Raw genomic sequence first — 19,951 nt, 5'->3', positions numbered from 1 at the left:
ACGGTCGCGTGCACCGCGCCGCGGGCCTCGCCGATGCGCTGCACGGCCATGGCGATCCCGCGTTCCAGATAGGTGGGTGTGCGGTGCGGGCATTCGCCCCCGTGACCCCTCAGGGGCACTGAGAGCCGCTGTGGCGCCCTGCGGGTGATGGGCGGGCTCTTCACTGCCAGCGCGCGGACAGCGTCCGGGAGAGGGGCAGTGGCGCCCGTGCCGGGACCGAGCCAACGGGCGTACGCCATAAGGGACTTGACGTCGACACCGGGCCGGACCGCGTTCGATGACGGCATGGTGCCCCGGTAGATCCAGTGCTCACCGCGCGTCGTCGGCACGGTGCGCGTGGCGGGCAGGGTGGCGCGGGCCCAGTCGACGGCCGCCGCGTCGTCCAGGTCGACGACGGTCACGCCAGCGCCACCAGGGTGGTACGCGATGGCGGCGGCCCGACGCCACGCCGTCTCCCAGGCCGGTGAGGTGAGCGTGTTCGGGTCGGTGGTGGCGGCGGCCCAGGCGTGGCAGACGTCGGGGCACTGGCAGGGGCCGGCGGTCTTCATGTTCGGCCGGCCGCCGCACGCGTTGCCGGCACAGTTGGGGCAGTTGCCGAACGGCACCTTCCCGGCCCGTAACGGCAGCACGGGCACAGAGCGCGCGGCCAGCGCGAGGGCTCGCCGAATGGTGGTCGGTTGCTGCATGCTGGATGGCCTCCAACGGGTCTGTAGTGGGCTGGTTGGCAAGGGCGACCCCGTGTTCTTGGCGGAATTGGGGGGTCGCCCTTGGCGTAGCTACTGGTGGTCGGTGAGGGTGCGGGCGTACTGCTGGCGGACGTAGGCGCGTGGGTCGCAGATCACGGCCGGCGGGTCCATGTCGAGCAGGTGCAGGGCGGCGGCGTAGGCGAGCGTGTCGGTGTCGTCGCCGGGGGCGGTGAGGTCGATGCGGTCGAGCAGGGCGGCCTTGCGCAGGTAAAACTCACGGTCCAGTGCGGTGAAGCACGGGGTGGTGGCGAGGGTGCGGGCCGTGCGGGCCGCCCACGCGATCTCGCTGAGGATGGTGGGGGCGTTCGCGTAGGCCTGCTCGGGGGTGGGCCACTGGTCGGACATGAGGGTTCCTCCCGGAGGGGTTAGAAGGGGGCTTTGTCGCTGTAGCCGGCTGGGGCCCACGGGGCGCCGTCGTCGGTCCGGCGGCGGCGCAGGGGCAGGAGGACCAGACGGCGGGTGTCGTTCCAGCAGGGGCAGACGTCCCAGTCGGTGCCGGCGTACTCGCCGGTGTGGTCGCCGTAGTGCTGCTCGGTGCCGCCCTCGCCCTGGCAGTTCGGGCAGCGGGGGTGGGGGGTGTCGGTGAGGACCAGCGCGCGGCGCGGCCAGTGGGTGACGCGGATGCGCAGTCGCATCGGTGGGTTCTCCTGTCGGTGGTCTCGGTCAGCGCTTGGAGCCGAAGAGCTTGAGGCTGAGGCCGCCGATGCTGACCGGGCCGGTGGCGGCGGCGATCTGCACGGCGGTGTGGACGGCGGTGTCGAGCAGGGCGAGGAACGCGGCCACCGTGGCGAACACCCCGATGGCTCCGGCGCCGGCGACGGCGAGCGGGTACAGGTACGCGCTCAGCGGGCGGCCGGTGCGGTCGGTGGTGTGGACGACGATCACGACCGGCTGACCGGTGGCCTGGGCCCGGCGGTAGTCGTCGGCGGGGATGTGCGGGGCGAGGCTTCCGTACGGGTCGCGGCTGGTCATGGCTCCCCCTTCAAAGGGCGCGCGGCGGATGGGTGCGGTACGTAAGCGGAATCCCTCCCTATGAGGGCCCGGGGAGGCAGACACACCCCCTGCCGGGGGCGCTGCGGAGGGGGTTCCCGGGGTGCTGACCTGCGGGCCTCCCCGCCTCCCCGAATCAGTGTTTTCGCTGATCACCGTGGGGGAGGCAGGGGTGTGGAGGGGGTTGGGGAGTTCTCCCCGCCTCCCCGGGCCGGAGGCTCGTGCCTCCCCGCTACTCGGCGGTGGAAGCGGAACCGTTCTCGTCGCGGTTGGCGAGGGCGCGCAGGACGTGATCGCGGTGGACGACCATGACCCCGTGCGACTTCTTCGGCTCCTCGCCGTGCTTCTCCAGCAGGGACTTGAGCCGGTCGTTGGTCCACTGGTCGCCGTAGGCCTTCGAGTCCAGTGCGTGCAGCCGCTTGAGGATCTCGTTGGTCCGCAGCCGGGGCGCGTCGCCGAGGACGCCGGCGACGTCGGCGAGCGTGTCGCGTTCCTTGCCCTGGTCGACGACGCGCAGGGTGGTGACGCCGTCGCGCAGGGCCTTGGCCCGGTCGGCGACCTCGGCGGCCGGCTCGTCGTCGATGAAGTGGGTCCGCACCGTGATGGACGCCTGTCCGGCGGGAATCGCGATGCCGTCGGAGGCGACCACGAGGGTTCCCTTGTCCAGACCCTGGCGCAGCAGGTGCGGGGCGGCGCCGCCGTTGACGGCCTTGTCACCGAGCGCCATCCGGGCCTGCGACTCGGTGCCCACCACGAGGGAGGCGCGGGTGTGGGCGCCCTCGCGGACCAGCTTGGGAAGGTTCTGGTCGGTGGGGTCCTGCGTGCCCTGCCACATCAGCACGTCGACCGCACGGCCCTGGTTGTGAATCTTGCGGACTCCCATGAAGTACCGGGAGGTGGCCTTGGAGCCGCCGTACGGGCGCTTGTCGTCGCCGACGACCGGGCACATGAACGCCAGCTGCGCCTCGTCCACCACCACGATCAGCGGCTCGAACACGATGCTGGGGTCCTTGCGGCGTGCCTCGATGCGCCGGTTCATCTCCTCCACCGCGTCCTCGACCATCTCGGTCGCCCGGATGACGTGGTCGTCGGACGGGCCCTCGATCAGCACCTGAGCGATGCCCTCGAACATGGCCCAGTCGCCGATGCCCTTCAGGTCGGCGATCCAGAACTGCACCGACTTGTCCAGCGCCAGCCACAGTGCGAGCGAGCGCAGGGCGGCGGTCTTGCCCTGGTTGGACAGACCCGTGACCAGTAGATGCCGCTGATACAGGCTGATCGCGGCCGCGTCGCCGCGCAGGTCCTGGCCCCACGGGGCCTTACCGGTCTTGTAGTTCGCGGTCATGGTCGCGTCGGTGACCAGCGGAGACGGGCCGATCGGCTCGTCCAGCGCCCCGGAATCGGCGATCCACAGCCGCACCGTGCGAGCGGCCTCCGGGATGGTGATGAACACTTCGTGCTCGTGCCGGGTGAGGTTCTCCGCGAGCTTCTTGCGGCGCTTCTGCACCTCGTCCGTGGCCACCCCGGACGGGAGCGTGACGTCGACCTCGACGCCGCATCCGGCGATCCGGATCGGACCGAGCATGCTCGCGCCGGCGTCGCCCATCTCCTTGATGGCGGTGCGCAGGGGCGCGATACCCAGGTCGCGCAGGGCCTTGACCACGATGGACGGGGTGATCGGCTCACCCTCACCGGAGCGGACGGTGGCGGGAAGAGCCCACTGCGGCGCGGCCTGCTGCTTGCTGCCCACGGCCCACAGGGCGAGCAGGGCCAGGAACGGGCCCAGGGACACGGCCGGGCCCCAGACCACCTGCACGATCCAGATCAGCAGGTTGATGAACCCCACGACCGCCATCAGCGGGGTGACGACGTCGGACGCGTCCTTGGTCGCGATCGCCATGACGATCCCGAGAGCGACCAGCGCCCCTATGCCGGTCCCGGTACCGACGGCCAGGCCCTTGGCCGCGTCCACCGGGGAGTGGAGCAGGTCCATCCGGCGGCGGTGCCGGGCGTCGCGGTAGCGCTGCCCGCGCTCCTCCCACTCCTCAGCGGCCTCCATGTTCCCCGCGGCTTCCGCCGCACGCATGAACCGCTCGTAGCGGGCGGCGGTCTTCCCGTCCCACGCCCGCCGGCCCACGATCCGGGCGCCGCCGACCACGTAGAGGCTGTGGCGGGCGACGGCGCGGGCGGTCGTCTTCGTGGTCTCGTGCGTGACCGCATGCTTGACGGCGCGGCCGGAGCGCACCCACAGCGGGACGGGCGCCGGCGGGGCCGGGTCGGGCACGACGGCGAGCACGGTCGGCCCGGCGGTGGTGGTGTCTTTGTGCAGGTGAACGACGTTCTCGGACATGCGGAAGTCTCCTCAGCGCCCCACGGCGGGGGCAGGACAGGAAGGGCATGCGGGAAAGAGGTGGGGGCCGGGGACGGGCGGCCGTCCCTGGCCGTGGTTCACGCGGTGTGGGCGGGTGTCACCACCAGCTGGAGGACTTCTTGGCGGCCTTGGCGGTGGCGTGCTCGCGCACGATCCGCTGACGCTCCGTGTGCAGCGCGGTCAGTTCGGCCGTCAGCCGGGTGATGGCCTGCTCGGAGAGAGACTCCAGCCGGTTCTCCTGCCGGGCCGCGCTCTTACCGCGCAGGACCCGGTACGAGCCACCGGCGAGCGCGCCGATCACGGTGCGCCGCTCGCTGCTGTTGAGGGGCCAGGTCTCGCCCCGGCGGACGGCCTCCAGCTTGCGGGTGGTCTTGCTGATCTCGCGGTCGATGCTGCGGGTGTCGGGCTTGCCCATGGGTGAGGACTCCTCAGACAGTCACGGTGCGGAGCGGGAGGGGTAGGCCACGACGCGCTTCCATGCGGCGCGCAGCCGCACCTCGGAGGCGGAGTGGCCGGCCGCGCGGAAGCGGATGGCCATCTCGCGGTAGGACAGAGCCGGGGTCTCGCTGTGCCGGATCTCGTCGACCAGCGCGTCAAGCGCCGCGTCGGAGAGGGTGTTGCCCTCGCCCGGCGGGAGCGCGGCAACCGGCTCGCTGGGGCCCCACACGGGCAGTTCCCACGTGGGTGTGACGTCGGGTGTGACGCGGGTCGTCACGCTGGTCAGCGCCCTGCCGGTGTCCTCACCCCGCCGCGCCGCCTCCAGCGTCGACCACGCCCCGGCGAGAGTTTCGGCGGTCCTGGCCTGGACGCGTGCAACGCGTGCCCCGGCGGCCGTCACGGCCGTCAGCCGGGTCTCCTCGGTGGAGGCTTCGGCGCGCAGCCGGGCACGGGCCACGGCCGCTTCGTCGCGGGCTTCCTGCTGGATGCCCGCGATGGCGTCCAGCGCGACCGGGGTGAGCGCGGTGCGCTCCCACAGACCATGCACCAGCCACAGCGCCTTCGCCGCGACCGGAAGCCACGCCACGGCCAGCCATGCGCCGCGCGAGTGGTCGGCGGTCAGCGCGTGCGCGACCAGGACGCCGGTGGCGACTGCCCCGAACGTCCAGCCCACGGCGGTCACCGCTCGGCTGTGGTCGCCCTGCGCGGCCAACCGGCGCTCGTAGGCGAGGGTGGCCAGCCATCCACCGTCGATGCCCAGACCGACGACCAGCACGACGGGCCACGGCATCGCGGTGCCCAGCCACATCATCACCACGGCGAGGGTGAGCACCATGGACACCGCCGTCATCGCGACAGCGGGCAGTACGGTCCTGGCCTTCACAGCGCACCCCCCGCCGCGATCAGCACGGCCAGCAGGAGCAGGACACCGCCGACCATGGTCAGGTCGACCGCACGGCGCAGGCAGGTGAACTTGGCGACCGCGATCCGCGACAGCCCGGCCACGTCCGCCGCGACGTCCCCGCCGTTGACGGTGGCGGTGATCTCATCCGGGGTGAGGGTCGCCCACAGCGGGAAGCCGTGCCGGCCCCGCAGGTTCGGACGGGTCGAGCGCAGCAGCAGACCGATCGCCGCGACCAGCAGCATCAGGCCCAGACCGCCCACCACGTAGGCGCCGATGTTCATCGGCAGGTCACGGGCCCCCGACCACACGCCGGCCAGCACGGCACCGACGAACGCGAGCAACAGGCCGGCCTTGGTGTCCGTCCGCGTGATCTCCGCCTTCACCTCGGCGTGCGCGGTCGTGAGGGTCGTGTTCGGGGTGCTCACGCGGCACCGCCCGGCAGCACCTCGTTGGCGGTGCGGTTGGCCGCGTCCCGCCGCGCGGCCAGGACCCGGTTATGGGCCCGGCGGATCCGGCGGGTGTCGACGTCGTTCTCGGGGTGGTCCATGGCCTTGATCTGCGCGTCGAGCAGGTCGACCTCCGCCAGGATCAGCGGGGACTCCAGCTCGATCGCGTCCAGCTCCGCGAGCGTCGGCTCACGGTCGAAATCGTCGGCGGTAACAACCACCTGAACAGCACCGATGTGCCTCATGGGTCAGTGTTCCTCTCACACAGGAACGGCCCGAACAGCGGCCCCGGTGTTCCCGCACCGGGGCCGCACGCCGTTGAAGGGAAGCCGCGTGCGACACGCGGCGCGACCGCAGAAGCGGCCGGAGCGCCCCGGGCGGGATTCGATCCCGCGCCCTTCACGGCTGGTCGCCGGGGCTGAGGTCTTGCAGGCGGTGCAGGGTGTCTCCTTCGGGAACACGGGCTCCCGTTTGTAGGCGTATGGAGACGTCGGCCTTTCGGCCTAGCCATCCGGTTGACCAGGGATCCGGTGCCCTCGGCCCGCTCTGTCCCGGGCCCCTAGCCGCGTGTGAAAGGCAGCCCAAAGAAGGCCCCCTCCAACTCGCTGTCCTAGGACTGCGAGCGGCTTGAGATGAAGATGGCACGTAGTCCTAGGACTGTCAACAGTCCTAGGACTGTGCTTCACTGGTTCGCATCGAGAGGAGTTCGGCGTGGCACCCAAGTGGCGCGACCTGGCGGACAGGCTCGCGGAGCAGATCAGAAACGGTGAGTACGAGCCGGGCGCGCAGTTGCCCCAGATCAGGGAGCTGGTCGAGGCCGGCGAGGGCTCGAAAGCCACCGTGCACCAGGCCTACAAGGCTCTGGAGGCTGAGGGGCTGGTGACCTCGACGCGCGGTCACGGGACCGTCGTGCGGCCGCGGACTCCCCTCAAGCGGCTCGGGATCGCCCGGTACGACAAGGCCAAGTGGCGCGACGGGGACGAAGTCGCCTTCATCGCCGACCGCGTTGCGTCCGGCCGCGCGTACAAGCGCAATGAGCAGACGCAGACGGTGAGCCGTGAGATCGCGAGCAGCCTTGTGGCGGAAGGCCTAGGGGTCCCGGTCGGCTCTGACATCTACGCTCGCGCCCGTCTCGTGAAGGAAGGGACGCAGCCGACCCACACTCTGACCAGCTACTACCGGCCCGAGCATGTCGAGGGGACGCGCATCGTGGACCCCACCCCCGGCCCGGCCGGCCGTGGCGGCGGGTACCGGGTGCTCTATGACGCCGGTTACGAGATCGACCACATGAAAGAGGCGCTGTTCGCCCGCGTCCCGACAGCAGAGGAAGTGCAGCTCCTTCAGCTCCCGGCCGGGGAGCCGGTCGTCGAGTTGCACCGGACGACGTACACAGCGGACGGTACGGTCGTCGAGTTCGCCGTCGGCATCCACTCGGCCTCGCGCTTCGCGTGGGAGTACGAGTTCAGGGTTCCTGACTCCGCCAACGACACTGGCGCGGAGGATTCAGCGTGATCTCCGAACAGGACTGGCAAGACGCCCAGCTCTTGTGGGACTACCAGCAAATGCACCACGAGCCGCGCCCGTGCTCGGTCGCCGTCGGCCTTGGCAGTCACGACCTCGGCGTCGCCGATACCACAGTCGACCTGTACCGGCGTGGCATGATGCCGCTGATCGTCTTCACGGGCGCCACCAGCCGGACAACGCAGGACCGAATGCCGCGTGGCGAAGCTGAGCACTACCGGGACCGCGCCTTGGAGCTGGGTGTCCCGGCAGACGTCATTCTCGTCGAGCCTCACGCTCGCAATACTGGCCAAAACATCACGCTATCCCGTGCGCTGCTCGAAGAGCACGGGATAGCGGTCCGTTCCGTATTGCTTGTCAGTAAACCGTATGAGGAGCGCCGAGCATGGGCAACCGCGCGGAAGCTTTGGCCGGAAGCTGAATTCATTAGCGCGTCGACTCCCATGAGTCTCTCTGAATATGTCGACTCGATCCAGGATGCACGGCTCGTCGTGGACATGCTCGTCGGTTCTCTGCAAAGACTTATGATTTACCCGCCGCAAGGGTTCATGCTCAAGCAGTCAATTCCTGGGGACGTTGCTGCAGCTTACGAGCGTTTGCGTGATGCAGGCTTTACAACTCGGCTCGTACCTGAAGTGGCCTAGGGGCGAAATTGTGCTGAGCGACGTCTCGCACCCTCTTAGGGGAGGCTTGCGAGACGTCACTCATCTTCGTCTTCTCCGAGGGCAAGGAGATCCAATGTTGCTGGCGGGCAGCCAAGACGTACTGTCAGGTCCGATACGGCGGATCGTATGTATGGGTACACTGCCAGCATTGCGGTTGATCTCCCGAATGCAGTTACCGCTTCTTCGCTGAACTTTATTTCGGCGTTTCTCGCTCTTGAAACATTGAAAATGATTCCCAATTCAAGGGAAATGTGAACGGCGTCCTTTTCGTCTTTCCCTTTGATGGTGAACTCGTGCCTGAAGCGGTACAGCAAGCTGTCCTCTGTGACTGCGACGGTCACGGTGGTGTTCAGCTGCGAAACGGGGGAAAGCTCCTCGGCCGCCTGCGGGTCAAGGACTTTTCCGTGAATCTCCAAGACTCTGATGTCTTCAAGGCGTGCGTGGGATCCCACCGACGCGGCGAGTTTCTTGGCATCTTTTGACAGCTCGATCAGGAATGGCATTTTCGCTTCACCCTGGATCCGAGGATGAGATGGAGCTTGCTTCTACTACCTGCTCGCTAATATTCCAGGAGGAAACCCACGCCTCTTTTACGTGGCGTGTCCTGCTGTGCGGATTTGCGCCAGTCCTTTCGGAGGCGGTGATCTCGAAGAATTCCGTTCGAACGTGCTGTTCACGCGACATGCTGCCCCACCGGAAAAGCCATGCATCAATAACGGCGCACTCGCCTTGGCTCAAGTAGCGCTCTGCGTCATGCTCGCCCGGAACGTGGCTTCTCAGCCACTCATTAACGGTGCCCCATTCCCAGATTTTCTTCCCGTTAGGAGAGCCTACGGGCGTAGGGAAAGCGGACCCCTTGCGTCGCTCGCCCTGAATCAGTTGGCGTACACTCTCTCTGCTCCGGTTTATTCTCCGGGAGATTTCAGAAGCGTCTACCAAGTCGCGATCCGTGCGGAGAGCGATAGCGCCAAGCTTTTCCCGAAGTTCCATCGCGGCGCACTTTGCCGCACTCGTGCCGTTCTGGTGGCCGTCCATGTAGACCGTGATCAACCAGCGGCCGAACGACTCCAGGACCGTTCCGTCGAAGTGGTCATAGAAAGCTGTTTCTAGGGCCTCGCGGTCGGTGGGAGGCTCCACCTCAAACCTGAGAGCGTATGTAGTCATTGGCACTCCCCTGCTGTCGATGGCACCTGTTGACAGTTGTCAACGGTACGGTACCCCCCAAGTGAGCCGTCAAGCGGGAAGTCAGACATCCGTGCGCTTGACGCTGCGGGGGTCGTCGTCGGGCAGAGGGCAGGTGCGAGCTTCGCGCAGCAGGTCACGGGCGTGGCGCTCTGAGACGCGCGGCGTTCCGCTCACGGAGATGCGATGGCAGCCGGCGTCACAGGTCAGGAGCCCCCAGTGGGCGCCCTTGTGGAGCTTCCAGCCCCCGTTGGCCATGATCGCAACCAAGGCATCTCGGATGACCTTGTCCTTGTGGCTGCGTGGCTGTAGCTCTTCCCCCACCCACCGTCCCCTTGGTGTGCACAGAAGTTACTGGCTTCACGCACCAGTATGACGGTAGCCGCTACATTGGTTACAGGTCATTGAAGTTCCTGTCTGTATCTGTCGATTCGTTGCTGGCCAGCGGTGCGCGGGCGCTGGATGGGAGTCGAGGGCTGTGCGGCTTGTTGTGGCTGACGGCAGTAGTTGACGGCAACGCGGACGCATCTCGGTGCTCCGTGGCAGCCTCCTGAGGACTCGCCAGTCGAGTGCCGGGTGCTGGTGGCAGCGTTGAACGCGTACCCGGTGGAACTTGTAAAGCGAAGGTCGTCGGTTCGAGTCCGACAGGGGGCTCCGTGGCTGACCTGCGTGGACGCCCCCGCGATCTTGGATCGTGGGGGCGTTGTTGGTGGTGCGTGTCGGTGGTGTCCGGCGGCGGGTGCCGCCCTTCAGCGGACCGGGCGTGACGTACGTCACCGGAACCCGGTCGTCCAAGTCGGCAGTTCTCAGCGTGACCACAGATATGCGAACCCGGGTGCGAACCGGAGATCCGGATGCCTTTGCGGAACTCTTCGACGCCTATGCCCGCGTGGTGTACAACCACGCCTTCAGGCTGACGGCCGACTGGTCCGTGGCCGAGGACGTCATGTCGGCGACGTTCATGGAGGCGTGGCGGCGCCGTACGTCGGTCGAGGCCGAGGGGGGTTCGCTGCGGCCCTGGCTGCTGGGCATCGCCACCAACGTCGCCCGCTCCCAATACCGCAGCAACCGGCGCTACCGGACCGCGGCCGCCGCAGCGGCCGCGGCCGGCGCAGCGGAGGAGCAGGTCGCGGACCATGCCGAGGAGACGGCCGGGCGGCTCGACGACCGCCGCCGGATCAGCGCCACGCTGACCGCCCTGGGCTCCCTGAGACGCCCCGAGCGCGAGGTGCTGGTGCTCTGCCTGTGCGAGGGCATGGAGTACGCCGAGGCCGCCCGCACCCTCGGGGTCCCCGTCGGAACCGTCCGCTCCCGGCTGTCCCGGGCGCGCGGCCGGCTGCGCAAGCTCGCCGACGCCGAACTCGCCAGAAAAAAACGGGAACCCGTCCACCCGAACCGGCAGATAACAGGTGATCACGGATATGTGATCCGGTCCGCACAGGAAGGAAACCGATGAACGCCAGCCCCTCCCAGCCGCACCCGGCCGAGTGGACGGAGACCCAGGATCTCCAGCCCTCCGTGGAGCGGGATCTGCCGGCGGGCCGCCACCAGTTCCACAAGGAGCATCTGATGGCCCAGATCCACGACGACCTCCGCACCACCCGCTCGGCCGCCGCCCCGGCCGTCCGTCCGCGCCGCAACCCGTTCCTGCGCCGGGCGGTCCTGCTGCCCGCCGCGGCCTTCGTGCTGGCCGGCGCGGTGGTGGCCGGGTTCGCGCTGTCCGGCGGCGACGCGGGCGGCACGGTCCCGCTGGCCACCGGTCCCGCGCTGACCACGCAGATCGGCGCCGTCGACGCCAAGGGCGCGCCCCAGCTGCTCGACCGCATCTCCCTGGCCGCCGCCGACGTCTCCGAGCCCTCGGCGCACGACGGTCAGTTCGTCTACATCGCCTCGAAGGTGGCGGCCACGTACCCCAGGATCGACGGCGACAAGACCACGGTGGTCAGCCAGGAGCTGCACTCCCGTCAGGTCTGGGAGTCCCTCGACGGCCGGGACGGCTGGCTGATCGAGAAGGGGGAGACGGGTGACGACGGCATCACCCTGGCCGGGGAGAACCCGAGCAGCTCGGCGTACGACAGGCTCGCCCAGCTGCCCACCGACCCCGACGTGCTGCTGAAGCAGATCTACCGCGAGTCGGACGCCGTGCGGGATCCCGAAGTGCCCCGCGACCAGGCGGCCTTCGTCGCCATCGGCGACCTGCTGAACGAGAGCTACCCGCCCGCGGACCTCGCCGCCGCCCTCTACAAGGCCGCAGCCAAGATGCCGGGGGTCGTCGCGGTGGACGACGCGGTCGACGCCGTGGGCCGGCACGGGGTCGCGATCGCGCGGCTGAACGAGCAGGACGGACAGCGCACCGAGTGGATCTTCGACAAGAAGACCCTGGAACTCCTCGGCCAGCGCAGCGTGGTGGTCAAGCACGTCGAGGGCGATGTGTTCAAGATCGGCACCGTCACAGGCACCAGCGCGATCACCCAGCGGGCCTTCGTCGACGAGATGAAGCAGACCCCGGGGCGGTCGAGCTGATGCGGGACGGCTCGCCGACGGCCGGCACGATCGCGGCACTGGCCGCACTGCTGGTCGCGGTGGTCCTGACGTGGGCCTCGGTGTCGGCCACCGGGTCCGGCCTGGGCGTGCGGACCGAGGGGGCGGCCCTGGGTACACACGGGCGCTGAGGCTGCCGGCAGGGGCTCGCTGTCGGGCGGCTTCGGGGCCCATGGGCGCCGAGGTCGCTGAAGGGCACTCGCCGTCGGCCGGCTCCCGGGCCTGGGCGCCGGCGGGCGCCGAGGCCGGCGGGAAGGGGACTCGCTGCCGGCCGGCGCCGGCCCCCGGGGCCCACCGGCCCCCGGGGCCCACCGGCCCCCGGGGCCCACCGGCCCCCGGGGCCCGCCGGCGGCCGACTCCGGCCGGGAGGGGGCTCGTACCGTACCGGCCACCGGCCGTTCGCGCCGGTGGCCCGTCCTTTTGCCGCCTTCCCCCGCCGCACCACGCCTGTCGGCCTTACCCTGGTCGGCACCGTCAGGGAACCGCGCAGGCTGTCTGGAGGTAACGGGGTGGGAGAGCGGAGTCTGAAACGGGTCCGCAACGAGCTGGTCGTGTCGATCGTGGACACGCTCCAGCGTTCGGGCACGGTGGGCCAGGCGGCCAGCCGTGAGATCTGGCGCGACATGCTGTCCGGCGAGCTGGGCGCCCAGGTGGAGCCGCTCACCGGGGACCGGCTGCGGCCCTGGCTGCTGATGGTGGTGCGGGAGTGCACCGCGGTCGGCGACGGGCTGGCCTGTCTGGTGCGGTCGCTGGAGTACGTGGAGCAGGAGTCCAGGGTGGTCGCCGAACTGTGGCCGCTGGTGGACGAGTGGGAGGCCGTCGACTTCTTCAGCGAGGCCGACCTGCGCTCCCTGCAACCCGTCCTCCAGTCGATCGGCTCGGCGGACCTGCCGGCGATGGCGCGCCGGGCCAGCCGCTCCCGGGTCCAGGAGCTGCCCGCCTGGTGCCGGACGGCGTGGCAGGTGTTCCTGCGGCTCGCGGGCGAGAACACCCCGCACGGTGAGCTGCCGCCGAGCATGGCGTTCCTCTCGCTGACCGCGGAATGGCTGCTGGAGGACGGACGGGCGGACGCCGCGGAGCGGCTGCGCCGCTTCAACCGGGAGCAGGCCGGGCCGCTGGGGGTGGACACGCTGCTGGCGGACTGGCAGCACTCGGAGTTCCCGCAGCCGGAGCCCTCGCTGGTGCCCGCGTATCTGCTGATCCAGTTCGAGCCGGACCGGGTCGAGGCGGACCGCTACTACGTCTCGCACTGGCGCCAGTCCGACTCCGAGGGCTGGCACCCGGTGCGCGGCGAGACCGTCCATCTGCGGCGGGAGGCGCTGCCGGGGGTGGTGGAGCGGCTGGTGGAGGAGACCGAGAGCCGCTGGGCGGACCTGCGTCAGCCGGTGATCCTCGAGTTCGTCCTGCCGTGGGAACTGCTGAACGAGCCCGTGGAGTGGTGGTGGAAGGAGTCCGACTCCCCGGCGCCGACCCCGCTCGCCCTGGACTATCCGGTGGTGGTGAGAAGCCTGGAGCGGTTGCAGCGTGCCGCCTGGCACCGCCCCTGGCACACCAAGTGGCGGCAGCTGAGCGAGCGGCCGGCGGACAGCCACCCGCACTGGAGCCGTCCGGCGCAGGACGGGGCGTACTTCTTCCATCTGGAGCGTGAGCTGAAGGAGGACCGGCACGCGGTGTGCCTGGTGCTCAGCGAGCCGCCCGGCGAGGACTCGGGCGCGGGCCGGCGCGAGGTGCTGGCCGGGCTGCGGGCGGGGGTGCCGGCGATGATCTGGCACCGTCGGGACTGCTCCGACCCGTCCTTCCACGACGCCGTCGGGGAGATCCTCCAGGACCGGGGGCTGGGCGGTCTGGAGGACCGGGTCCGGGAGTGGCGCAAGGAGGCGCTGGCCCTCGGGCCCGACGGCTGGGACCAGCACGTGGGACGCCATCTGGCCATTCTGCTGGACGACCCGGACCGCAAGCCGAGCCCACCCGGGCCGGTGTAGGCCGTCATGGCCGATCGGAGCGGGTCGCGTTCCTCGGAGGCCGGGGGTCCGTTAGGCGGGCCGGCGGTCGGGCCGGGGCGGGCGTCAAGGGAGGGTTCGTCCCTCGTACGGTCAGGTGATGGCGCGGCCGAGGCACCCTTGCGCAGTACATCCCGCGGTGCCACGCTGGTACGACCGCGTGCCCATGTTTCATCGTGTCACCCTTTGTGGCCTGCCGCCTTGCACCCCAGGCTGACCGCTGCCAGTCTGGGCACGTGGATGTCACGCATGCCCGCGCAATGCGGGGCCTCCTCCCGCTTTCCGCGGCGGCCAGCAGCCCTGGACGCTCAGAGAGTGCTTATGCGGTGTGACGATGGTTCACGATCAGCAATGGCACCGACTTCTGACGAGGCGTCCCTCCACGCGGCGCTACAGGCACTGGGCGGACTGGCCACACCGGACGCGGCCGAGCCCCCTGCCGTCCTGATCGTCGTGGACGACCACGTCACCATGCGCGTGTGGGACACGCGGATCGGCCGGCTCGTCGACGCGGTCACCAACTCCGGCGTTCTGGGCCCGGTGTACACCACGCGGTTGCTGTGTTCGGACGACACCGAACCGGCCAGGATCCGGCTCGCGGATCTGCCCGAGGACGACGCCGACCGCCGGGTGGTGCTGGTGCTGACCGACGGCCTCGCCGCGGGCTGGCGGTCGGACGCCGTGCAGCCGCTGCTGCGTGAACTCGGCCGCGCAGAGCCGGTCGCGGTGCTGCAACTACCTCCGCAACGGCTGTGGTTCCGCACCGGACTCGATGTCTACCGGATGCGGCTGCGGGCCGACGGCCCCTGGGCGCCGAACACCGCACTGCGATGGGAACTGCGGACGTCCCCCCTCGAACCCGTCGACGACGGCCGTGACCGGGCGGGCGTGATGCCGGTCCCCGTTCTGGAGCTGACCGAGCGGTCCCTGTCCGGCTGGGTCGGCCTGGTGACCGGGCACCGCCGCGGATGGGCGGACATGTCCGGCCTGCGTGCCCATGAGTGGAAGCGGCGGGCCGACGCGGCGCGGGCCGTGCCGTGGATCGACGACGTGCCCGACCCCGCCAGCGCGGTGCCTCCCTGGGAGCGGGTCTCGGAGTACCGGGCCGCGGCCTCGCCCACCGCGTTCGGGCTGGCCACCCGGTTGGCAGCGGCCCCGCTGACGCTGCCGGTCATGGCGGCCGTCACCGCGTCGACGCCCGGTGCCGGTCCCGCCCACCTCAGCGAACTGCTGATGAGCGGCCTCGTACGGCGCGCGGGCGGGGAGGCGGACCGGGCTGCCGATGTGGTCTTCACCTTCAGCCCCAACATCCGCGAGGAGTTACTGGCCCTGTCCCGGCGTCGGGACACCGTGCGGGTCCTGCACGAGGTGAGGTCGCTGACGGCGGTTCCCGTGCCGGGCACGGAACCCGGGCCGGGCGGCGCCGGGGATCCGTGGGAGACGGCCGAGGTCCCACGGGTCACCGTACGGAACGTGGCGTTCCTGAGGGTCGAACTGGCGGCCCTGTCAGCCCTCTCCGGACAGAGATTTCTTGCGCGTGCCGGGCAACTGGCGCGGGCGCTGGACGAGTACGACCGGCAGCACTCCGTCAGCCTGAGCAAGGACGGCGCCCCGAGGCCCGCCCGGACAGCGGATCCTGCCGACTTCGGGCCCCGGATCGACGGATGGGGTCACGAGGAATCCGCACCAGCCCCCAGGGGGTTCGGGACGACATCAGAAGGAGCCACGGCCATGGCGACCACCCAGCAACAGCCCACGGTGGAGAGCGGGCAGTCGACGACGCCGCGGGTCTGGGGCAACATTCCCCCGCGCAACCCGAACTTCACCGGCCGGGCGGACCTTCTCGAACGTCTGGGCGAGCGGCTGCGGGAGGGCACGACCACCGTGCTGCCCGAGGCGATCCACGGCATGGGCGGGGTGGGCAAGACCCAGCTGGCGATCGAGTACGCCTATCGGCACCAGTCCGAGTACGACATCGTGTGGTGGATCCCCGCAGAGCGCCCCGGTCAGATCGGCCAGGCTCTGGTGGAACTGGCCCAGCGGCTCGGACTGGTCAGCAGCGCCGAGGCGAACATCGCCGGACCCGCCGTGCGCGAGGCACTGCGTGAGGGGCGGCCGTACTCCCGCTGGCTGCTGATCTTCGACAACGCCGACAGCCCCGAGCGGGTGCGTGACTACTTCCCCACCGGCGGCAGCGGCACCATCCTCGTCACCTCCCGCAACCGGCGCTGGAGCGTGGTGGGTCCCTCCCTCGAGGTCGACGTCTTCACGCGGGACGAGAGCAAGCTGCTGCTGCGCCGCTCCAGCGCCTACGGCGAGGAACTCGCCGACGCCGACGCCGACCTCCTCGCCGAGGCGCTCGGTGACCTTCCGCTTGCCCTGGAGCAGGCCGCGGCCTGGCGTGCCGAGACCGGCATGCCCGTCTCGGAGTATCTGCGTCTGTTCGAGCACAAGCGCAATGAACTCCTCGAAGTCTCCCCGCCCCCGGACTACCAGTTGCCGGTCGCGGCCGCCTGGAACGTCTCCCTCGACCACCTGGAGACCCGCAGCCCCACCGCGCTGCGGCTGCTCCAGTTGTGCTCCTACTTCGCGCCCGACCCCATCTCGCGTTCGATCTTCTCCGGCCTCGGCGGCTCCCGGATCGACCCCGCGCTGGACCGGGCGCTCAACGACCCGATGCGGTTGGCCCGGGCCATACGGGAGGTCAACCGTTACTCGCTCGCCCGTATCGACCACCGGACCAACTCGATCGAGATGCACCGCCTCGTCCAGGCCGTGCTGATCCACCGGATGACCCCCGAGGAACAGAAACGCATGCGCAATGGGGCTCACACACTGCTGGCCGCCGCCGACCCGAAGGGACCCAACCAGGCTGCCAACTGGCCTCGCTACGCGGAGCTGTACGGTCATGTCATCGCATCCACCGCCGTCGAGTCCGACCAGCCGTGGGTGCGCGCGCTGGTGATGAACGTCGCCAAGTACCTCTGGTACTGGGGTGATCACCGGGTCGCCATCGAGTTCTCGGAGCAGGCTTGGGAGACCTGGCAGCGGCTCTTCGGGCAGGAGGACCAGCAGACCCTGCTGATGGGCTGGTGGCTGGGCTTCCTGTACCTGATGGTGGGACGCCACGACGAGGCCTCCGAGGTCGTCTCCGTGCTCAAGGACGTCTACACCCGCACCGCGCCCGCGGATCAGGAGGACACCCGCGAGGACGCGTTGGTGGCGTTGAACCTCGAAGCCGCCGTGCGCCGCCACGAGGGCGACTTCGTCGCGGGTGCCGAACTGGACGAGACGGCCTATCAGCGCTCTCTGCGCGCCTTCGGTGAGGACGATCCCACCACGCTCGTCACCGCCCACAACCTCGGGGTGAGCCTTCGGCTGGTCGGCGAGTTCCAGCGGGCGCTGGAGCTGGACCGGCGCACGCACGTCATGAAGGTGCGGCTGTTCGGTCGCGACCATCAGCAGGCGCTGGTGACCGAGGCGAGTGTCGCCGTCGACGTACGCGAGACCGGCAACTACGTCGGCGCGCGGTCGCTCCAACAGGCGGTCGTCGACGGCTACCGGGCGACCTTCGGGCCCGAGAACCCCACGACTCTGCGGAGCATGCGCCAGTTGAGCGAGGCCTGCCGCAAGGAGGGCGACCACGTCACCGCGCTGCGACTGGCGCGCGAGACGTTCGACCAGTTCACCCGTCGGTACGGCGAGACCCACCCGGAGTCCCTGACGGCAGCGCTCGCGCTGTCGGTGGCGTTGCGGTACGACGGCGACCTGGAGGCCGCCAGAGAGCGCGGCGAGCGGGCCAGTGAACGCTTCCGCACCATCTTCCAACCGGACCATCCGCACGTCATGGCGGCCGATGTCGACCTGGCGGTGACGCTGCGACTGCTGGGCCGGCCGCGGGAGGCCAGGCAGTTGGACGAGGCGGCACTGGAGTCACTGTCGGGGCGTCTCGGGGACAGCCATCCGATCGTGCTGGCCTGTGCCATCAATCTGGCGAGCGACCTGAGTGTGCTGGGGCAGCTGGTTGAAGCCCGTGAACTGGGCGAGAGGACAGTGGCGTTGTGCCGTGCGCGGCTGGGGGAGAACCACCCGACCACTCTGGTGGGTGCGGCGAACCTTTCCCTGGATCTCATCGCTCTCGGCGAGGAGCCGGAGGGTGAGGCACTGCGCGCGGACACCCTGGCACGTATGGAGAGGGCCTTGGACGAGCCACGTCTGCGCTCCGCCGAGTCCGTCGCCCACCCGGCGACCGCGCAGGCCCGCGCCCGGGAGCGGCTCGACTGCGACATCGACCCGATGCCGATGTGAGGCCGGCCGGTCAGACCGGGGGTGAGCCGAGCCAGGTGGCGAGCCGGACCGGGTCCGGTGCACTGCCCGTGACGCGGAACAGGGCCTGGTGTACCGCTCGGGCTCGTTCCGGGTGGCGGCACAGCAGGCGGGCCGCCTCCGGGTCGGTGCCCGCCATGGTGAGGGCGCGGCCGAGGCCCGCCCAGGCCGCGGCCGAACCGGGTTCGGCGGTCAGGTCCGCCAGGTACGCGTGCCGTGCTGCCGTGGCGTCGTCCAGAGCCAGCAGGGCGTCCCCGGTCAGCGCTCCGGTGACCCTGGCCGCGGCCTTTTCGGGCCCGTCGCGTGAGATCCGGTCGTCGTCCCTGCTGCTGAGGCGGTGGCGGACGAGGACCGTCAGGCTGTCCAGCCAGCGTGCCGAGGGATCGGACACGGTCTCTGGCGCGGACTCCAGAGAGACGGGCGGCCCGCCTGCGCTGTCGAGCCACGCGCGTACGGCCGCGTCGACCGCCGGCGTGGAAGGCCGCAAGTGGTGGGCCCGCCACCGGGCGACGTGGTCGTCGGCGCAGAACCGCGCCAGGGCCAGGCTCTCCTCGGGAACCGGTTCCGCCAGCCATTGCGAGCAGTGGTCGCGCAATGTTTCGAGCAGGGCGGTGCCGAGCGGCGTCAGACGACGGTGGCGACGCACCTGTTCCATGGCTCTCGCCACTTGGGTCCGCCACAGCGCGAACTCGAAGTGTGCCATGGCGGGTTGCGTGGCATCGGTCTTGCGGTGCTCGCGCCAGAATCGGACGATCCCCATGAACGCGTAGATGCCCTGGAGCAGGCCTTCGATGGGCCGGGGGTCGTTCCGCCAGGGTGCGTACCACAGCTCCGTCGGCTCCCCGGAGTCATGGGTCAGCAGGGGCGCCAGATGCAGCAACCCGCCCAGTTTGGTGTGCTGGAACTCGTGGACGAGGGTGACGGCCAGCTGAACTGCGTCGTCCGGTTCCGAGGCTTCGACGCCGCCGAAGGCATCCCCGGCGCTTACACTGCGTGGCCGAAATCTCTCTCCCGCGGGAGTCGGGGTCAGCGACAGCAGGCCCCGCTGCATGGCCCGGGCGGTTTCGGGCTGCTCGGTCAGGAGCACGTCCCACGCCTGCTCCAACAGCTGCCGCCACTGCTCCGCGGCCTCGCCGGACAGCGGACGCGGTTCCGTCGGTTGCGGATACGTGCGGTACGGGTCCACGTCGTCCAGAGCGATGTCGAGCCGGTGCTCGCGCGGGCCGACTCTGAGCCGGCGTACCGGGTGCCAGCCGGGTGCCGCCGATGCGGTCGTCCGCGGGATCGCCACCTCGGCCCCGGCCGTCTCGACCACCGCGTGTTCGGCCTCCGCCCGTACCGTGGCGTATCCCCAGGGCTCGGCCATGGGCAGCACCGCACAACCCAGCGTCGGCAGTGGTACCCGGCCGTGCCGCACGGGGACCTGGATGGTGAAGTCGAGCCCCGCCCGCAGGGCCGCGGCAGCTGCGAGGGCGCCCATGTGGCCGAGTTCCACCCACAGAGGAGGCTCCTCCACCGGTGCCCTGCCGCGCAGTCGACGCAGTGCCGTGGTCAGCCACATACCCGTCTGCGGATACATGAGTACCTCGTCGACGACCTGTGGGGCGATGCTCTGTGCCTTGCTGATCAGGTTCCATGCGGGGCCGAGATCGGTGGTGTCGTCGAGGATCCGCAGCAACAACAGACGGCGGCTCCGTTCCCCGCCCAGCAGGAGGTCGAGCGTGGCCGGGCCGCCCTCGCCACGCATCAGCTCGGCCAGCCTCGCGGGCGGCAGGTGATGACGAGGCAGGGGTGCCTCTGCGCTCATGCGCGGGCCCCGGC

Annotated in this window: 20 protein-coding genes; 7 read left to right on the top strand and 13 right to left on the bottom strand. The window is 70.1% G+C overall.

What is annotated here, in order from left to right; translation table 11 throughout:
• The 9 genes from IE275_RS24125 to IE275_RS24085 form a co-directional block, all read right to left on the bottom strand.
• Positions 1–686: bifunctional DNA primase/polymerase (locus IE275_RS24125; RefSeq protein ID WP_189713465.1), on the bottom strand; the 686-nt coding region annotated here is incomplete at its 3' end.
• A 90-nt stretch (positions 687–776) separates the two neighbouring features.
• The gene (locus IE275_RS24120; RefSeq protein WP_189713464.1) at positions 777–1,091 is read right to left on the bottom strand and encodes a hypothetical protein; all 315 of its coding nucleotides are present in this window, start codon (positions 1,089–1,091) and stop codon (positions 777–779) included.
• A 20-nt stretch (positions 1,092–1,111) separates the two neighbouring features.
• On the bottom strand, positions 1,112–1,381 hold the full coding sequence (locus IE275_RS24115; protein ID WP_189713463.1) for a hypothetical protein: 270 nt from the start codon (positions 1,379–1,381) through the stop codon (positions 1,112–1,114).
• 28 nt (positions 1,382–1,409) lie between these two features.
• Positions 1,410–1,718 carry a hypothetical protein gene (locus tag IE275_RS24110; RefSeq protein ID WP_189713462.1) on the bottom strand — a complete coding sequence of 103 codons (309 nt, stop codon included), beginning with the start codon at positions 1,716–1,718 and terminating at the stop codon, positions 1,410–1,412.
• A 250-nt stretch (positions 1,719–1,968) separates the two neighbouring features.
• Positions 1,969–4,086 (bottom strand): FtsK/SpoIIIE domain-containing protein, encoded by a 2,118-nt coding sequence (locus IE275_RS24105; RefSeq protein WP_189713461.1) that lies wholly within the window; start codon positions 4,084–4,086, stop codon positions 1,969–1,971.
• A 118-nt stretch (positions 4,087–4,204) separates the two neighbouring features.
• The gene (locus IE275_RS24100) at positions 4,205–4,522 is read right to left on the bottom strand and encodes a hypothetical protein (RefSeq protein ID WP_189713460.1); all 318 of its coding nucleotides are present in this window, start codon (positions 4,520–4,522) and stop codon (positions 4,205–4,207) included.
• Between the two features lie 21 nt (positions 4,523–4,543).
• Positions 4,544–5,428, bottom strand: coding sequence for a protein spdB (locus tag IE275_RS24095; RefSeq protein ID WP_308435684.1), 885 nt, complete (start codon positions 5,426–5,428; stop codon positions 4,544–4,546).
• Positions 5,425–5,874, bottom strand: coding sequence for a Pycsar system effector family protein (locus IE275_RS24090; protein ID WP_189713459.1), 450 nt, complete (start codon positions 5,872–5,874; stop codon positions 5,425–5,427). Before IE275_RS24090 ends, IE275_RS24095 begins: the two co-directional genes overlap by 4 nt.
• On the bottom strand, positions 5,871–6,140 hold the full coding sequence (locus IE275_RS24085) for a DUF6284 family protein (RefSeq protein ID WP_189713458.1): 270 nt from the start codon (positions 6,138–6,140) through the stop codon (positions 5,871–5,873). Before IE275_RS24085 ends, IE275_RS24090 begins: the two co-directional genes overlap by 4 nt.
• A 466-nt stretch (positions 6,141–6,606) precedes the next feature.
• Here IE275_RS24085 and IE275_RS24080 point away from each other — a divergent pair, with 466 nt between their 5' ends.
• Together IE275_RS24080 and IE275_RS24075 are read left to right on the top strand one after the other, a co-directional pair.
• Positions 6,607–7,407 carry a GntR family transcriptional regulator gene (locus tag IE275_RS24080; RefSeq protein WP_189713457.1) on the top strand — a complete coding sequence of 267 codons (801 nt, stop codon included), beginning with the start codon at positions 6,607–6,609 and terminating at the stop codon, positions 7,405–7,407.
• Positions 7,404–8,060, top strand: a complete 657-nt coding sequence (locus IE275_RS24075; protein ID WP_189713456.1) for a YdcF family protein — start codon at positions 7,404–7,406, stop codon at positions 8,058–8,060. The genes IE275_RS24080 and IE275_RS24075 overlap by 4 nt, the downstream gene beginning before the upstream one ends.
• 56 nt (positions 8,061–8,116) lie before the next feature.
• Here IE275_RS24075 and IE275_RS24070 read toward each other — a convergent pair whose 3' ends face one another.
• The 3 genes from IE275_RS24070 to IE275_RS24060 all read right to left on the bottom strand — a co-directional run bounded on the left by IE275_RS24070 (position 8,117) and on the right by IE275_RS24060 (position 9,587).
• Positions 8,117–8,584 carry a protein-export chaperone SecB gene (locus IE275_RS24070; RefSeq protein WP_189713455.1) on the bottom strand — a complete coding sequence of 156 codons (468 nt, stop codon included), beginning with the start codon at positions 8,582–8,584 and terminating at the stop codon, positions 8,117–8,119.
• A 7-nt stretch (positions 8,585–8,591) separates the two neighbouring features.
• Entirely contained in the window at positions 8,592–9,245 is a 654-nt protein-coding gene (locus IE275_RS24065) for a hypothetical protein (protein ID WP_189713454.1), read from the bottom strand.
• A gap of 81 nt (positions 9,246–9,326) precedes the next feature.
• Positions 9,327–9,587 carry a hypothetical protein gene (locus tag IE275_RS24060; RefSeq protein WP_189713453.1) on the bottom strand — a complete coding sequence of 87 codons (261 nt, stop codon included), beginning with the start codon at positions 9,585–9,587 and terminating at the stop codon, positions 9,327–9,329.
• Between the two features lie 499 nt (positions 9,588–10,086).
• On the opposite strand from IE275_RS24060, the gene IE275_RS24055 reads away from it, so the two are divergent.
• The 5 genes from IE275_RS24055 to fxsT all read left to right on the top strand — a co-directional run bounded on the left by IE275_RS24055 (position 10,087) and on the right by fxsT (position 18,112).
• On the top strand, positions 10,087–10,719 hold the full coding sequence (locus IE275_RS24055; protein ID WP_373299280.1) for an RNA polymerase sigma factor: 633 nt from the start codon (positions 10,087–10,089) through the stop codon (positions 10,717–10,719).
• Positions 10,716–11,786 carry a CU044_5270 family protein gene (locus IE275_RS24050; RefSeq protein WP_189713451.1) on the top strand — a complete coding sequence of 357 codons (1,071 nt, stop codon included), beginning with the start codon at positions 10,716–10,718 and terminating at the stop codon, positions 11,784–11,786. The genes IE275_RS24055 and IE275_RS24050 overlap by 4 nt, the downstream gene beginning before the upstream one ends.
• Entirely contained in the window at positions 11,786–11,935 is a 150-nt protein-coding gene (locus tag IE275_RS24045) for a hypothetical protein (protein WP_189713450.1), read from the top strand. The genes IE275_RS24050 and IE275_RS24045 overlap by 1 nt, the downstream gene beginning before the upstream one ends.
• 378 nt (positions 11,936–12,313) lie before the next feature.
• Complete coding sequence (locus IE275_RS24040) at positions 12,314–13,786, top strand: VMAP-C domain-containing protein (RefSeq protein WP_189713449.1); 1,473 nt, start codon at positions 12,314–12,316, stop codon at positions 13,784–13,786.
• A gap of 369 nt (positions 13,787–14,155) precedes the next feature.
• Positions 14,156–18,112: an FxSxx-COOH system tetratricopeptide repeat protein gene (gene fxsT, locus IE275_RS24035; protein ID WP_189713448.1), complete on the top strand. Its 3,957-nt coding sequence runs from the start codon at positions 14,156–14,158 to the stop codon at positions 18,110–18,112.
• A 10-nt stretch (positions 18,113–18,122) separates the two neighbouring features.
• On the opposite strand, the gene IE275_RS24030 is transcribed toward fxsT, so the two are convergent.
• A complete protein-coding gene (locus IE275_RS24030; protein ID WP_189713447.1) occupies positions 18,123–19,937 on the bottom strand; it encodes an HEXXH motif domain-containing protein in 1,815 nt (604 codons plus the stop codon).
• Positions 19,938–19,951: the final 14 nt, after the last annotated feature.

The sequence above is a fragment of the Streptomyces phaeofaciens genome, assembly GCF_014648915.1.
Lineage (GTDB): Bacteria > Actinomycetota > Actinomycetes > Streptomycetales > Streptomycetaceae > Streptomyces > Streptomyces phaeofaciens.
This window is presented reverse-complemented; position numbering and strand designations above follow the sequence as displayed.

What these genes read in the sequence shown, in the direction of transcription:
- IE275_RS24105 (WP_189713461.1), bottom strand. Translation starts at nt 4,086, where the DNA reads ATGTCCGAGAACGTCGTTCACCTGCACAAAGACACCACCACCGCCGGG.
- IE275_RS24085 (WP_189713458.1), bottom strand. Translation starts at nt 6,140, where the DNA reads ATGAGGCACATCGGTGCTGTTCAGGTGGTTGTTACCGCCGACGATTTC.
- IE275_RS24120 (WP_189713464.1), bottom strand. Translation starts at nt 1,091, where the DNA reads ATGTCCGACCAGTGGCCCACCCCCGAGCAGGCCTACGCGAACGCCCCC.
- IE275_RS24030 (WP_189713447.1), bottom strand. Translation starts at nt 19,937, where the DNA reads ATGAGCGCAGAGGCACCCCTGCCTCGTCATCACCTGCCGCCCGCGAGG.
- IE275_RS24055 (WP_373299280.1), top strand. Translation starts at nt 10,087, where the DNA reads ATGCGAACCCGGGTGCGAACCGGAGATCCGGATGCCTTTGCGGAACTC.
- IE275_RS24110 (WP_189713462.1), bottom strand. Translation starts at nt 1,718, where the DNA reads ATGACCAGCCGCGACCCGTACGGAAGCCTCGCCCCGCACATCCCCGCC.
- fxsT (WP_189713448.1), top strand. Translation starts at nt 14,156, where the DNA reads ATGGCACCGACTTCTGACGAGGCGTCCCTCCACGCGGCGCTACAGGCA.
- IE275_RS24115 (WP_189713463.1), bottom strand. Translation starts at nt 1,381, where the DNA reads ATGCGACTGCGCATCCGCGTCACCCACTGGCCGCGCCGCGCGCTGGTC.
- IE275_RS24100 (WP_189713460.1), bottom strand. Translation starts at nt 4,522, where the DNA reads ATGGGCAAGCCCGACACCCGCAGCATCGACCGCGAGATCAGCAAGACC.
- IE275_RS24050 (WP_189713451.1), top strand. Translation starts at nt 10,716, where the DNA reads ATGAACGCCAGCCCCTCCCAGCCGCACCCGGCCGAGTGGACGGAGACC.
- IE275_RS24065 (WP_189713454.1), bottom strand. Translation starts at nt 9,245, where the DNA reads ATGACTACATACGCTCTCAGGTTTGAGGTGGAGCCTCCCACCGACCGC.
- IE275_RS24070 (WP_189713455.1), bottom strand. Translation starts at nt 8,584, where the DNA reads ATGCCATTCCTGATCGAGCTGTCAAAAGATGCCAAGAAACTCGCCGCG.
- IE275_RS24045 (WP_189713450.1), top strand. Translation starts at nt 11,786, where the DNA reads ATGCGGGACGGCTCGCCGACGGCCGGCACGATCGCGGCACTGGCCGCA.